The organism is Pseudarthrobacter sp. 902506025 (genome assembly GCF_040702325.1).
Classification (GTDB): Bacteria; Actinomycetota; Actinomycetes; order Actinomycetales; family Micrococcaceae; genus Arthrobacter.
This window is the reverse complement of record NZ_JBFBKW010000004.1, coordinates 24,123-38,068: the sequence shown is the minus strand read 5'-3', so window position 1 is coordinate 38,068 and position 13,946 is coordinate 24,123. Positions and strand designations below refer to the sequence as shown.

General features: G+C 67.8%; 15 protein-coding genes. 11 read left to right on the top strand and 4 right to left on the bottom strand.

What is annotated here, in order from left to right; translation table 11 throughout:
* Window positions 1-25: 25 nt before the first annotated feature.
* From AB0280_RS10005 to AB0280_RS09985, 5 genes are all read left to right on the top strand, one after another.
* On the top strand, window positions 26-850 hold the full coding sequence (locus AB0280_RS10005; RefSeq protein WP_366367140.1) for a sugar phosphate isomerase/epimerase family protein: 825 nt from the start codon (window positions 26-28) through the stop codon (window positions 848-850).
* Window positions 851-951: 101 nt separating this feature from the next.
* Window positions 952-1,725, top strand: coding sequence for an SDR family NAD(P)-dependent oxidoreductase (locus AB0280_RS10000; protein ID WP_175317869.1), 774 nt, complete (start codon window positions 952-954; stop codon window positions 1,723-1,725).
* Window positions 1,726-1,776: 51 nt separating this feature from the next.
* Entirely contained in the window at window positions 1,777-3,525 is a 1,749-nt protein-coding gene (locus AB0280_RS09995) for a dihydroxyacetone kinase family protein (protein WP_275181915.1), read from the top strand.
* A complete protein-coding gene (locus tag AB0280_RS09990) occupies window positions 3,525-4,016 on the top strand; it encodes an RpiB/LacA/LacB family sugar-phosphate isomerase (protein ID WP_275181914.1) in 492 nt (163 codons plus the stop codon). Before AB0280_RS09995 ends, AB0280_RS09990 begins: the two co-directional genes overlap by 1 nt.
* A 78-nt stretch (window positions 4,017-4,094) precedes the next feature.
* Window positions 4,095-4,535, top strand: a complete 441-nt coding sequence (locus AB0280_RS09985) for an SRPBCC family protein (protein ID WP_275181913.1) — start codon at window positions 4,095-4,097, stop codon at window positions 4,533-4,535.
* Here the strand turns inward: AB0280_RS09985 and AB0280_RS09980 are convergent.
* On the bottom strand, window positions 4,513-6,084 hold the full coding sequence (locus AB0280_RS09980) for a carboxylesterase/lipase family protein (RefSeq protein WP_275181912.1): 1,572 nt from the start codon (window positions 6,082-6,084) through the stop codon (window positions 4,513-4,515). The two genes, AB0280_RS09985 and AB0280_RS09980, sit on opposite strands and share 23 nt — an antisense overlap.
* Window positions 6,085-6,186: 102 nt before the next feature.
* Here AB0280_RS09980 and AB0280_RS09975 point away from each other — a divergent pair, with 102 nt between their 5' ends.
* Window positions 6,187-6,939, top strand: coding sequence for a GAF and ANTAR domain-containing protein (locus tag AB0280_RS09975; RefSeq protein ID WP_366367137.1), 753 nt, complete (start codon window positions 6,187-6,189; stop codon window positions 6,937-6,939).
* Here the strand turns inward: AB0280_RS09975 and AB0280_RS09970 are convergent.
* Window positions 6,924-7,229 carry a hypothetical protein gene (locus AB0280_RS09970; RefSeq protein ID WP_366367135.1) on the bottom strand — a complete coding sequence of 102 codons (306 nt, stop codon included), beginning with the start codon at window positions 7,227-7,229 and terminating at the stop codon, window positions 6,924-6,926. The two genes, AB0280_RS09975 and AB0280_RS09970, sit on opposite strands and share 16 nt — an antisense overlap.
* A 106-nt stretch (window positions 7,230-7,335) precedes the next feature.
* Here AB0280_RS09970 and AB0280_RS09965 point away from each other — a divergent pair, with 106 nt between their 5' ends.
* The 3 genes from AB0280_RS09965 to AB0280_RS09955 all read left to right on the top strand — a co-directional run bounded on the left by AB0280_RS09965 (window position 7,336) and on the right by AB0280_RS09955 (window position 8,918).
* Window positions 7,336-8,058 (top strand): ATP-binding cassette domain-containing protein, encoded by a 723-nt coding sequence (locus AB0280_RS09965; protein ID WP_366367134.1) that lies wholly within the window; start codon window positions 7,336-7,338, stop codon window positions 8,056-8,058.
* A 99-nt stretch (window positions 8,059-8,157) separates the two neighbouring features.
* Window positions 8,158-8,442, top strand: a complete 285-nt coding sequence (locus AB0280_RS09960; RefSeq protein WP_366367133.1) for a hypothetical protein — start codon at window positions 8,158-8,160, stop codon at window positions 8,440-8,442.
* A 38-nt stretch (window positions 8,443-8,480) separates the two neighbouring features.
* Complete coding sequence (locus AB0280_RS09955; RefSeq protein ID WP_275181909.1) at window positions 8,481-8,918, top strand: universal stress protein; 438 nt, start codon at window positions 8,481-8,483, stop codon at window positions 8,916-8,918.
* Here AB0280_RS09955 and AB0280_RS09950 read toward each other — a convergent pair.
* On the bottom strand, window positions 8,915-9,799 hold the full coding sequence (locus AB0280_RS09950; protein WP_366367269.1) for a methyltransferase family protein: 885 nt from the start codon (window positions 9,797-9,799) through the stop codon (window positions 8,915-8,917). The two genes, AB0280_RS09955 and AB0280_RS09950, sit on opposite strands and share 4 nt — an antisense overlap.
* Window positions 9,800-10,009: 210 nt before the next feature.
* On the opposite strand from AB0280_RS09950, the gene AB0280_RS09945 reads away from it, so the two are divergent.
* Window positions 10,010-10,840 (top strand): nucleoside hydrolase, encoded by an 831-nt coding sequence (locus tag AB0280_RS09945; RefSeq protein ID WP_366367131.1) that lies wholly within the window; start codon window positions 10,010-10,012, stop codon window positions 10,838-10,840.
* A gap of 54 nt (window positions 10,841-10,894) precedes the next feature.
* Here AB0280_RS09945 and AB0280_RS09940 read toward each other — a convergent pair whose 3' ends face one another.
* A complete protein-coding gene (locus AB0280_RS09940; protein ID WP_366367129.1) occupies window positions 10,895-12,154 on the bottom strand; it encodes a glycoside hydrolase family 1 protein in 1,260 nt (419 codons plus the stop codon).
* A gap of 223 nt (window positions 12,155-12,377) precedes the next feature.
* Here AB0280_RS09940 and AB0280_RS09935 point away from each other — a divergent pair, with 223 nt between their 5' ends.
* On the top strand, window positions 12,378-13,934 hold the full coding sequence (locus AB0280_RS09935; RefSeq protein ID WP_366367128.1) for an ABC transporter substrate-binding protein: 1,557 nt from the start codon (window positions 12,378-12,380) through the stop codon (window positions 13,932-13,934).
* Window positions 13,935-13,946 lie beyond the last annotated feature (12 nt).

Genomic DNA, 13,946 nt, shown 5'->3' with positions numbered 1-13,946 from the left:
CCCGGCACGAACCAAAGGATCAATGATGTTCCATTCCAGACTTGGGTGCTCGTCCATCAGCTTCCGGCACCAGGACCTGGGCACCGCCCTGCGCACCATGAAGGGGCTGGGCTTCGAGGAAATCGACCTGGGCGCGCTGCCCGGCGTCTGTGACCACGTGCCCTACGAGCTGAATGCGGCCGCGGTGGACACTGTTTCCGCCGAGGTCAACGCTTCGGGCCTGCGCGTCCGTTCCGTGAACGGCGACATCGGGGACCTGAACAAAGTGCTCGACGACGTGGGCCGGGCCGGGCGGGAGCGCCACCTTGACGCCCTGCTGACCCTGACGGCAAACATCGGTGCGAAGGCACTGGTCCTGCCGTGCGGCGCCCTGGACCACGCCCCGGTCCGGAGCGTTGACGAGGACCTGGACCTCGTTGCCGCCCAGCTCATTGGTGCCGGGCGGCGGGCGGCGGAGTTCGGCGTCGAACTCTGGACCGAATCCCTGCACTTCCTGCGGTTCTGCTGGAACCTGGAGCGCGCGGGACTCCTGGCCGACCGCCTTGCCGGTTCCGGCGTCGGGATCGTCATGGACTTCAGCCACATTGTGGCGTCCGGCGAGGACATCCAGGCTTACCTGGACCGGCACCAGGGCCGCATCAGCCACGTCCACCTGCGCGACGCCGTGCCGGGGAACATCAACCTCAGCATCGGCAACGGGGACGCCGACTTCGCCGGCGGCCTGAAGCGGCTCGCCGCCGACGGCTACACCGGCCACTTCTCGCTCGAACTGGAAACCCGGGACGTCACCAACGACGAACGTCCCGCCGCCGCCGCCAAGGCAGCAAGCTTCATCACCGACCTCATCTGAACCCACCCCCTCCATCGACTGCTGAGTAGGTGTCGTTTTGAACGTCCAAAACGACACTTACGGAGCAATCGATCTATCAAAACAATTCAAGGAGCACCACCATGACCACCATCCAGCGCACCGCCGTCCTCACCGGAGCAACCTCAGACCGCGGCATCGGCATCACCACCGCCCGCCGCTACGCCCGTGACGGCTGGGGCATCGTCATCCTTGACCTCGACGGCGAGAAATCCGCCAAGGTCGCAGCTGAAATCGGCAACGAATTCAACGTCCCCGCCTTCGGCCACGAGATCGACGTCGCCAACGAAGCCTCCGTGATTGCCGCCCAGGCCGCCGTCGCCGCCGAAGTGGCCGCCGGCAATCTCCCGCCCGTCGGCGCCCTGGCCAACATCGCCGGCATCACCTCGCCCATCCCGTTCCTGGAGACCACCCTTGAGCTGTGGCACAAGGTCATGGACGTCAACGCCACCGGCACCTACCTGGTGACCAAGGCCTTCCTGCCGGACATGATCGACAACGGCTGGGGCCGGATCGTCAACATGTCCTCCGTGTCAGCCCAGCGCGGCGGCGGCGTCTTCGGCAAGGTCCCCTACTCCGCCGCAAAGGCAGCCATCCTGGGCTTCACCAAGGCCCTGGCCCGTGAACTGGGCACCACCGGCGTCACCGTCAACGCCATCACCCCCGGCGCGGTTGACACCAACATCCGCGTGGGCAGCACCGAGGAGCAGGAGGCCGCCATCAACGCCGGCATCCCGCTGGGCCGCAACGCCACCACCGAGGAAGTGGCCGCCGTGATCGCCTTCCTCTCCTCCGAAGACTCGGCCTACCTCACCGGCACCACCATCGACATCAACGGCGGCAGCCACATCCACTAGCAGCCCCTGACAGCCCCAGCACTGACAGCACCCGGACGCCGGAGAACCACCATGACCAAAATCTTCAACGACCCCTCAGAGTTCGCCGAGGAGGCCCTGGCAGGCTTCTGCGACGTCCACTCGGACCTGGTCCGCCAAGTCCCCGGCGGTGCCGTCCGCCGCTACCGGCCCGCGCAGCCCAAGGTTGCCGTCCTGGCCGGCGGTGGATCCGGGCACTACCCGGCGTTCGCCGGGGTGATCGGCACCGGCTTCGCGGACGGCGCCGTGGTGGGCAACATCTTCACCTCGCCTTCCGCCCAGCAGGCCTACTCGGTGGCCAAGGCCGCAGAGTCCGGTGCCGGCGTCGTCTTCACCTACGGCAACTACGCCGGCGACGTGATGAACTTCGGCATGGCCAGCGAGCGCCTGGCCGCCGAGGGCATCGCCGTGGAGAACGTCCTGGTGACGGACGACATCGCCAGCGCCCCGCCGTCGGAATCCGGAAAGCGCCGGGGGATCGCCGGTGACTTCACCGTCTTCAAGGTGATGGGGGCCGCCGCCGAGAACGGCGCGGACCTGGCCGAGGTGGTCCGCCTGGGCCGCAAGGCCAATGACCTGACCCGCACCATCGGGAGCGCGTTCGCCGGCTGCACGTTCCCCGGCGCCGACGCCCCGCTGTTCACCCTTCCGGAGGGGCAGATGGGCCTGGGCCTTGGCATCCACGGCGAGCCGGGCCTGCACGATACCGACCTGCCGTCGGCGAAGGAACTGGGCCGGGAACTGGTGGCCCGGGTACTCTCCGAAACCCCTCCGGATGCCGGCAGCAGGCTTGCCGTCATCCTCAACGGGCTCGGCTCCACCAAGCACGAGGAGCTGTTCGTCCTCTGGGGAACCATTGCGCCGCTGCTGCGCGACGCCGGCTACACGCTGGTGATGCCTGAGGTCGGCGAGCTGGTCACCAGCCTGGACATGGCCGGCGTCTCGCTGACCATCACCTGGCTGGATGAGGAGCTGGAACCGCTGTGGGTTGCCCCTGCCGAGACTCCGGCCTACCGCCGGGGTGCCGTGATCACCCCGGCGGGAACTTCCGCCGGGGAAGAAGCGGCCGACGCCGGCGCCTCCGCGGAGGCATTCGTCGCCACGGACGCCTCCCGTGGGTATGCCGCGGCCTGCGTCGAGGCCATCGGTGCCGCGCGCACCCTGCTGCACGGGGCCGAGGAACGGCTGGGCCGGATGGACGCCATCGCCGGCGACGGCGACCACGGCCGCGGGATGGTCCGCGGGGTGGACGCCGCCGCTGCCGCAGCATCCGCCGCCCTCACCGCCGGTGCAGGTGCCGGCGACGTGCTGGCTGCCGCTGGCGACGCCTGGGCGGACAAGGCCGGCGGAACCTCCGGTGTCCTGTGGGGAGCGGGCCTGCGCGCCTTCGGTGAGACGGTGGGAAACTCCTCCCCACCCGAGGCTCCCGTCCTCGCGGCCGGCGTGACCGCATTCGCGGACCGCATCGTCCAGCTGGGCAAGGCCGAAATCGGCGACAAGACCATGGTGGACGCCCTGCTGCCGTTCGCTTCAACATTCAGCCGCGCGGTGGCTGACGGTGCCGAGCCAGGCCTGGCCTGGCAGGACGCCGCCCGCGAAGCGGCAGCCGCGGCGGAGGCAACCGCCGATTTGCTGCCGCTCAAGGGCCGCGCCCGCCCGCTGGCCGAGAAAAGCCTGGGCACCGCCGACCCCGGCGCCACGTCCCTTGCCATGGTCTTCGCCGTGATGGGGCCTCATGTCACCACCACTACAGCTGGCGCTGCGCCGGCGGGAGCCAAGTAATGACGACGGAAGGACACACCATGGGGCTGCGGCTCATTGTCGGCGCGGACGAAGCCGGCGTTGATTACAAGGACAAGGTCCTGGCGGATCTCCGCAACGACCCCCGCGTCAGCGAGGTGATCGACATCGGCGTCAACAGGACCGACGCCGCGGACGACTTCACCAGGCCCTACCCCTACGTGGGCATCGCGGCCGGCGAGATGATCCGCGACGGCCGGGCCGACCGGGCCATCCTCTTCTGCGGCACGGGCATCGGGGTGGCCATCGCCGCGAACAAGGTGGAAGGCATCCGCGCCACCGCCGCGCACGACTCGTTCTCGGTTGAGCGTTCCATCCTGTCCAACGACTGCCAGGTCCTCACCATGGGCCAGCGCGTGGTGGGCGTCGAACTCGCCCGCCGCCTGGCAAAGGAATGGATCGGGTACACGTTCGATCCGTCGTCGGCCTCGGCGGGCAAGGTCAAGGTCCTCACCGACTTCGAGGGCTGCTAAGGAGCGTCCCGGCGCGGGACGGCGGCTGTTCGGCAACACAGCCGCCGCCCCGTTGCGCGGTGCTCCTAGACTGGGGTGATGATCACAGTCACCGGAAGTGTGGAAACCAACCTGTCCGCCGAGAAGGCCTTTGCCTTCATGCGTGAGTTCGAAAACACCACCAAGTGGGACCCCAACACCCCCGTCATGGACAAAATCACGCCGGGACCCGTAGCTGTGGGGCACAAGTACCACGCCGAGTCCGAGTTCCGCGGGAAACGCCAGACCCTGGTCTACGAGGTCATCGAACTGACGGACAACCACATCAAGCTGCGCGGCGAGAACAAGACCGTCACCTCGTTCGATTCCATCGATGTCAGCCCCAACGGGACAGGCTCGGTGGTGAAGTACACGGCCGAGTTCAGCATCCACGGGCCGGCCAAGATCATCCAGCCGCTCCTGAAGCCTGCCTTCAATTCCCTGCGCGATCCCGCACTGAACGGGATCCGGGACACGCTTAACGCGCTGGCAGCGGCCTGACGGCTTCGAAGAACTCCCGGACCTCCCGGCGCGGATCGTCCTCCAGCCGGATTTTGTCGCCCAGTACCAGGGTGCGGCGTGCCCCGCCGTACTCGGGCCATTCCAGCCCCGCAGTTGCCGGGTTTCCGGTGCCGGCGAAGGCCGCCCAGGCCCCGCTCATAGTGTCGCCGAGGGCTGCCGGTGCCTTGCCCCTGGTGAGGAACGCGGCCTCCGGTGCGTCCAGGTGCCGGAAGACGAAGGGGATGTCCAGTGCGTGGCAGGCACCAAGTTTTCCGCCCATCGCCGGGCTGCGCCACGTGAACAGATAGGCAAAGGTCTTCCCGGCGCCGCCTTGTGCTGTTGAACCGTCCTCTGCAGCCAGTTGGCGCGCTGCCAGGAGCCGGTTGCTGGGTTGGCGGTAGACGGTATCGGCGATGGCGGCCTCCAGCAGTTCCTTGCCGGCAGGCTCGCGGAACAGCACCCGGGCGAGCGCCTGCGGGTAGCCCAAGGCCTGCGCCGACGGCACCCCCGCACCCGCCAGGACGGCGGCGGCGCGGCCAGGGTAGTCCGGATCGCCGGCGGCAGGAGGCCGCATCTCGACCGCGAAGGAGCCCTCGTTGAGGTTGGTCCCGATCAGCAGGTCCACACCGCTGTTGAGCCCGGCCCGGACGCTGTCCAGCGGCGGCACGGGCAGGGACGGCGTCCCCACCGTGGGCTGGAAGGGCAGCGGCACGGCGAAGGTTTCGGCTGCGAGCCGCCGTTCCAGGGCGGCCTGGGCCTCCAGCAGCCGCTCCACAGGGAGGGTGAGCAGCTCCTTCGCGGTCGATTCGTCCAGGCCACACAGCCCCAGGAACCCGGCGCTGATGCGGGCCGAGTCCTCCGGCCGGCGGTACCGTTCCGCCGTGCCGCTCTGCATGATGGCCCGGCGGAGGAGCCCGTCCGACGCCGGCATGCCCAGCAGGGTGCCGATCGCTGCCGCGCCTGCGGACTCGCCGAACACGGTGACGTTGTCCGGGTCGCCGCCGAACGCGCCGATGTTCCGGCGCACCCAGCGGAGGGCCTCCAGCTGGTCCAGCAGGGCGAGGTTTCCGGAGTCTTCATACCCGGCACCCAAAAGATCAGCCAGGTGCAGGAAGCCCAGCGCGCCCAGGCGGTAGTTGATGGACACCAGCACCACGCCCGCCGCGGCGGCGAGCCGGGCGCCGTCGTACATGCCGTCACTGTTGGCGCCCAGAAGGTACGCGCCGCCATGGACCCAAACCATGACCGGCCTGGCGGGACCGTCCGTCCCCGGTGTCCAGATGTTCAGGTTGAGGCAGCCTTCCTCGCTCCAGGTGCGCGGCCTGGCGCCCGGGGGCGCGGGGGATTCGGGGTTCTGCGGCGCAGCGGGTCCCGGTGCCGTGCAGTCCAGCGCTTCGGTCCACGGCGGCACCGGGACCGGGGGCCGGAAGCGGTGGGCGCCCGACGGCGGCGCGGCGTAGGGGATGCCAAGGAACCGGTGGACGGTGGTCCCGTCAGCTTCCAGGGAGCTGCCATGGACGGGTCCGCTGGGCGTGGAGAGGCGCGTCATGGTTGACAGGTTACGGGGTCCGCACAGGTAGGCTGTCATCACCGTTCGGCAGTGGGCGGCCACGATGCTGTGGCGTTTAACCATTGTCCGGAGGTAAGACCCGTGCTGAACGCCGGCGTCCCTGAATACAGGGACTTCGCAGACGTTGCCCTGCATCTCCAGGAGTCGTTCCTGCAGAACCAGGAGGTGGAGGCATTCCTCCGTGACCTGGCGGAGTATGCTGCCGCGCGGCTCGGCTCTCCGGATCATGAGTGTTCGTGTGAAATTACGGTGCTGCGTCCCAAGAAGCCCGCGGCGACCGCCAGCAGCCGGCCGGGTGGAGCGCTCATAACCCCGCTGGAGTCCAAGTACGGCGACGGTCCGGGACTGACTGCCATGGGCAGCGGAGGCACGGTCCTGGTGGGAGACCTGCGGCGGGAGCAACGGTGGCCGGAGTACGTCAAGGCGCTCCGGCGGCAGGGCATCCTTTCGGTCCTGAGCATCCCGGCCGCGCTGGAAGGGGACACCCGGGGTGTCCTGACGTTCTACTGCTCACAGCCCGTTGCCTCCGGCAGCGACGGCGTCCGCGCCGCCGAGGCGTTCGTGCGGCAGGCGTCCAAGGGCCTGAAGCTTGCCCTGCGGATGCTGAAGCTGGAGGAGACGCGGGAGGGCATGAGCGCCGCCATGCAGACCCGCACGGTGATCGACCTGGCCACCGGGGCCATCATGGCGCAGAACCGCTGCAGCCAGGCCGCCGCCTTCAAGTTGCTGCGGGACGCGTCCAACAGCAGGAACATGAAGCTTCGCGACGTCGCCGCCGCCGTGGTCGCATCCGTGGCCGGCGCCGCGGACACCTTCAGCTACTTCGACGAGTAGGGGTCTTTCCGCTCCGGGTCATGCCACTCCGGCCGGAAGAGGAACAAATCGGAGTTGCTGAGGGGAGCCCGCAGCAGCAGGCCTTCGGCGGCACAGTGTTCATTGACGGCCTGGGCCAACGCGTCCCGCTCCTTGGGCGGGAGGGTCCCCTGGCCATCGCAGTAGTCACGGATGAGCTGTTCGGAGGCATCGCCACCCAGCCCAACGAACTCCAGCCACAACTTGGCCAGGTCCAGCCGGTGTTCCTTGATGACAGCCCCGGTCAGGGCCTGCTGGTCCACGGCATCCATCATCCCGTCCTCGCGATTGGCTACACTCCTACGCTTTGTCTTCGGAACCGCTGGCCCGGTGGATGGGAAAGATTTTTAAAATTCTTTTGCCTGCAAGAATGGGTCCATGCCTCTGCGCACTTACCCCGTCCGGCGGCTGGCAGAGGATCCGGGGAACGTTCTGGACCGGGCACTCTGGCCGGCGGTGCTGCCACCGGTGTCCCAGGTCCTTGACCAGGGACTCGACCTGGGGCCCGCCACCATCCTGGCCGGCGAGAACGGGTCGGGGAAATCAACCCTGGTTGAAGCCCTCGCGCTCGCCTACGGGCTGTCTCCAGAGGGCGGCTCCACAGGCGCACGGCATGCCACCCGCCGCACCGAATCAGTCCTGGGCGACCACCTGCAGCTCATCCGGAACGCCGGTGCCACCCGGCGGGGGTACTTCCTGAGGGCTGAGACGCTGCACGGGTTCTACACGTACCTGGAGCAGAACCCCAGCACAGCCCTCCCGGACATTCCGTTCCACGACATGTCCCACGGAGAGTCCTTCCTGCAGCTGGCAGCCGACCGCTTCAACGGTCCTGGGCTGTGGGTCCTTGACGAACCGGAATCCGCCCTGTCCTTCTCGGGCTGCCTGAGCCTGCTGTCCGTCCTGAAGGAACTGCTGGCCGGCGGAGGATCCCAAGTGGTGATGTCCACGCATTCCCCGTTGCTGGCGGCCCTTCCCGGAGCCTCGATCCTCGAAGTGGGGCCCTGGGGATTACGGCCCCGCGCCTGGGAGGAACTGGAACTCGTCGCGAACTGGCGGCGGTTCATGGACTCGCCGGAACGCTACCTCCGCCACATCTAGACCGCTAGCCCCGGGGGACCTTCGCCCCTAGGCAGCGGACCCGCCCCGGCAGTCAACTTGAGTGTCTGGAGCAGGCAAGCACAACAGGAGGCAAGGACCATGGGCGCATGTGACGTCTGCGGCAGCAGCGAGGGCCGCATGTTCACCGTCAGTATGGGGAACCAGACCGGAACATTCGACAGCTTCGAATGCGCCATCCACATGATGGCGCCGGCCTGCGAGCACTGCGGCTGCCGGATCCTGGGCCATGCCGTTGAAAGCGAGGCCGGCATCTTCTGCTGCCTGCACTGCGCAAAGGAAGCGGGGAATCCGCACCAGGCCGCCAAAGCGGAGCACTCGACGGTGGCCGTGCCGGCACAGGGGACCGCAGCGGGCCAGGCCTAGCCCCGCCGGAAGAACTTCACAACAGGAAGAGGGGAACTGTGGCCGGCAGCGGAAGTTTCAGGATCGTGGTGGGCGCGGACGGGTCAGACCAGTCCAAGGCGGCAATGGACTGGGCCATCGAGGAGTCCAGGCTGCGCGGCGGCGAGGTGCAGGCCCTGACAGCCTGGAACTTCCCCTACGTCAGCGATGCCCTCGGCACAGCCTGGGACTACGACATCTTCCAGAAGGACGCCCAGGCCATCCTCGAGGCAGAACTCGAACGCGTCAAGGACCGGGGCGTGCCCATCACGGGGCGCATCGTGGAAGGGAATCCGGCGTCGGCACTTATCGACGCCTCCCGGGACGCGGACCTGGTGGCGGTCGGTTCGCGCGGCCACGGCGGATTCACCGGGATGCTGCTCGGCTCCGTGTCCCACCAGACCATCCACCACGCGCACTGCCCGGTGCTGGTGATCCGCGAACCCGGCTCCGCCTAGGGCGTGCGGGGGGCTCCAGGGAACGTGGGGACCCAGCAGCGCACCGCCTCGCGGTAGTGCTGGAACCCGGCGCCGAACCGCTCCGCGAGGTCTGCTTCTTCCAGGGGCCGGACGGCATAGTTCCACACCAGCGAGCCCAGGACTGCGTAGGCCACCACGAGCCACGACTGCAGCAGCAGGCCCACCGCGGCTCCCTGCACTATGCCTGCCACCGCCATCGGGTTCCGGATCCACCGGTAGGGCCCGGCAATCACCAGGCGGTTGGGCATGGCCGACGGCAATGGCGTTCCATCCCCCAAGGTGGACATCACCACGGCCGACCAAATCCCCAGGGCGCTCGCCAGGACCAGGAAGGCGGCACCGGCGGCCGGAACTGCCAACCAGGGAAAGGGCAGGGAGAGGCCCCAGCGCTGTTCAAGGAAACCCAGGATGGGCGGAACAAGGCCCAGGAAGAAACCCCAGAACACCACGATCTGCGCGAGCGTTCCGGCCATGTGGAGTCCCGGTCGTGGCCGGCTGCGGGCCTGCCGGAAAGCGAAGGGACCGCGCACAATCCACTCGGTAGGTATCCGCCCCAGCAGGACAAGGCAGAGCGCAGCGGCTGAACCTGAGGTGGCAGCTCCCATAACCAGCACACCCAGGCCCGCCTGGGCCGTGGCGGTGGCATAGACGGCCAGGGCGGCGGTGACGAGGACGGTCCACGAGGTACTGACGCCGGCGGCTGTCCGTACTCCGGCAGCCGCGGCAGCGGAGGCAACAACAAACAGGGGAACGTCGAGGGTGGCGGTGAGGACGGGGTCGAGTCCGCCGAGGGTGGCCCGGCGGATCCCGGGCGAGAGGAAAACAGCGGCCCACCAGAGGCCACCAGCCACTGCCTGCAGGGCAAAGTACGCCCGGCCCCACCAAGCCAAATCCCCTCGGGCCAAGCGTGGCACGGATCCCCCGAATCGTTCCAGTGAATGAAAGCTGCCACCCCCCCGACGTGTCGGGCAGCAAGACTTGTTCCTGAGACTACCTGTTGAGCCGGGACTGCCTGTCGGTCCGCGGGATCACTCCCGGCCGGCCGCCCCCGGACCTGTGAAAGGACCAGCATGGACATGATTCGGGTCGAGCCCCGGTGCCGCGTGATAATCGACAACGACTGGGCAGGGGACCCGGACGGGCTGGTGGCCCTGGCCCACCATGCGTTGTCGGCCGCCAACAGGATCGTCGGCGTCACCAGTTCACTGACCAATCCGATGTTTGGACCGCCCGGCGGCATGGCGCAAAGGGGCGCAGACCTCGCGGCCGGTTTGCTGCGGGTCCTGAAGCGGCCGGAAGTGTCCGACGTGAAGGCCGGCTCCGATGCCCCCTTCACCGGGCAAGCCCGGGACAATGCGGCTGCCCGTGCCATTGTGGACGCCGCGGCGGCCGGAGGAGAGCTGCCCCTGATCCTTGTCTGTGCCGGCCCGCTCACCAACGTGGCCGATGCGCTCCTGCTGGATCCCGCCGTCGCCCATTCCCTCACCCTGGCGTGGGTGGGCGGGGCCGCGGCGAATGAGGAGGAATACAACTACTTCACGGATCCTGCCGCCGCGGATTTTGTGCTGGGAAACCAAAGGTTGGCCGTCTGGCAGTTCCCGGCAGAGACGTACAGGCAGGTGGTTGCCCCGGTGGCTGAACTCGATCATGCCTTCAGGAACTCAGGGCCGGCCGGCGCATGGCTGTGGGAGCTCTACAACAGCCTGGAGGTGCCGGATTTCGTGAAGTTCGGGCCGTTGTGGTGCCTGGGCGACAGCGCACCCCTGGTGGTCACCGGGCTCGACGACGTCACGTCCACCTTCACGGAAACGGGCACCCAGCCCTCCCGCCGGACCTACACCTCGGTGGATACGCGGCTGATCATGGCGGACTTCCTCGCGAAGCTGCGCCTGCATCAGTAGCAGGCTAAAACAATGGCCCGGACCGCCCAAGGCGGTCCGGGCCATTGTTTGCCACTATGCGGGCTGCGTGACCGTGGATGCAGTGTGCTGCCGGGCGAAGGTGCCCAGCCAGCGTGCACTGTCCTTCGGGGTCCGTTCCTGGGTGGAGCGGTCGACGGCGATCAGGCCGAACATGGGCCGGTAGCCGAAAATCCACTCGAAGTTATCGAACGCGGTCCAGGCGATGTAGCCCCGCACGTCGATGCCGTCGGCAAGGCAGGAGGCAACGCCGTCGACCGCCGCCTCCAGGAAGGCCACGCGCTGCGAGTCATCCTCCGTGGCCAGCCCGTTCTCGGTGACCATCACCGGGATGCCGGCAACGCGCCAGGCCTCCCGGATGGTTGCTTCCAGGCCCTGGGGGTAGATCTCCTCGCCCATCTGGTTCAACGCCGCTCCCTCCGGAGCGGGAGCGTGGCCGTCCGGGCCGTACACGGTGCGGCCGTAGGTCTGGATGCCCACGAAGTCGTCGCCGCGGGATGCTTCCAGGAACCGCTCGTTGACGTCCCGGCGCACCCGGTCCGCGGTTTCCTCGCCGCCGGGGATGGACTGGATGTCCGAGTTGGCCAGGGTCCAGCCCACCTGCAGCTCCGGTCGGTGCGCCTTGATCGCTGCGGTGGCCGCCTTGTGCGCCGCAAGTTTGACGTTGAAGCCGGCCTCCGTGGAGCAGAACTGGAACGGGGCCACCGTGCTGGCGTCCACGCCAAGGCGTTCCGCCGCGGCTGCCCACATGGGAACCCTCCCGCGGTTCTCCGGTGCTTCCCCGCCGATGCCGAACGATTCCAGCAGCCACGGAAGATTGGGTTCGTTCAGGGTGCAGGCGACGCCGATCAGGTCGCCCAGGTGCGCCATCACACGGTCGCAGTAGCGCGCGAAGAGCTCCGGCGTACGCCCGCCCTCCCAGCCGCCGGACCGCAACAGCCAGAGCGGCGACGCGAAGTGGTGGAACGTGACCACCGGGGTGAGCCCGTGCTCGTGGCAGGCCTCCAGCACCCGCTTGTAGTGCTCCAGCTCGGCCACCGAGAAGTGGCCCTCTTCCGGTTCGATCCGGGCCCACTCCAGGGAAAAGCGGTAGCTGCTGAAGCCCAGGCCGGCGATCAGCGCGATGTCCTCCCGGTACCGGTTGTAGTGGTCCACGGCGTCCCCCGAGGGCTCGGCGAAGATGGTGCCCGGAAGGTGTTCCAGGAACCAGACATCGCTGTTGACGTTGTTGCCTTCAACCTGGTGGCCGGCGGTAGCCACGCCCCAAAGGAAGTCGCGCGGAAACGGGTTGGTCATAGGGGATTCCTCTCATCATGGACGCGCGGAGGCGTCCCAGGCCTCACTGCCTGCATCCATCCTGTCCAGCGGCGTGACCGCCGCCACAATACTTTTTCAATCAATGACATTCTCATGTTTGGTCCCGCAGGCCCCAACGGATTCTTGAAGGGAGCCGGACAGCTCCGGCCCCTCGAATTTCCTCCGTTTGTCACCGTCATAGAAGAATGCGAAGGCGCACCAGATGAAACTTATGACCTCCACCGCACGCGGCAGCGCTGCCGTCCTGACCGGTGCCCTGCTGATGGGTTCCCTGGCCGCCTGCGGCGGCGGCAATTCCCAAGCGTCCGCGAAGGCTGATGCGAGCAGCCTGACCCTGGCCATCGACAGCGATTCGGCCTCCTTCGGCTACGACCCCCTGCGCGTTGCTGCAGCCCAACGCCAGTTCTTCGAGGGCCTCTACGACAGCCTGATGACCCTTCAGCCGGACGGCTCCACGGGCCCCGGCCTGGCCAAGGACTTCAGCTACAACGCGGACAGCACCGTCCTGACGCTCAACCTCAAGGACGACATCACCTTCACGGACGGCTCCAAGCTTGACGCGGCACTGGTCAAGGCCAACCTGGACCGCCGGTCCGACCCCGCCCTGACCGCCTACTCCGCCGTGGCCAAGGGCGGCGCCCAGGAAATCACGTCCGTGGACGTAGTCAGCCCCACCCAGGTGACCCTGACCTTCGCCAAGCCGCAGCCCGGGTTCGAGAAAAACCTGGCCTCCACCACCGGAATGATCGTGGGCAAGAACGGTGTCACGGACACCGCCAGCCTGGCTGCCACGCCGGACGGTTCCGGTCCCTACACCCTTGACCCGTCCACCGTGAAGGGCAACAAGTACATCCTGGTCAAGAACGACAAAAGCGCTGACGCAGCCAGGTTCGCCTACAAGAAGGTTGTCTTCAGCGTCGTCCTGGACCCCCAGGCCCGCGCCAACGCCCTGGTCTCGGGGCAGGCCGACGTCGCGATGCTGACGTCCTCCACGGTGGACTTCGCCAAGTCCAAGGGAGTGGGCGTTTCCCAGGCGGGCGGCACCGTCAACACCATGATCTCGTTCGACAAGATCGGCAAGACCGCGCCGGCGTTCGCACAGGAAAAGGTCCGCCAGGCCATCCAGTACGCCATCAACCGCCAGGCCCTGGTGGATGCCCTGCACAAGGGTGACATCCCCGCCTGGAATGCTCTCCCCAAGGACTCCGCGGGCTTCACCAAGGACCTCGAAACCAGGTTCGCCTACAACCCGGACAAGGCCAAGAGCCTGCTGGCCGAGGCCGGCTACCCCAACGGCTTCGAATTCACCATCATCGCCGGCGCCCAGACCCAGACAGACCTCCAGGCCGTCCAAAAGGACCTCGCCGCCGTCGGCATCACCATGAACGTGAAGATGGCCGCTTCCACCGACGAAGCCTTCGCCGCCGTCGCCACCACGCCCCTGGGGTACGCGCCGCTGAACTGGGACAACCCGGTCGGCGTCATGTACGGCGTCGTCCTCAACGGTTTCACCAACGTCCAGAAGGCCACCGATGACCAGCTCAGCGCCGCCACCGGCGAGCTGGCCGCGGCCAAGGACGACGCTGCCGTGAAGGCCGCCGCCACCAAGCTGAACACGCGGCTGGTGGAGTCCGGCTGGATGATCCCGCTGTACGAGGCGCTGACCAACCAGGGTTTCAACACCAAGAAGGTAGCCCCGGTGAAGTTCGCCGGCACCAACGCCTACCCGCTCCTCTCGTCCTACACGCCGGCAAGCTGATACCCGCACCTT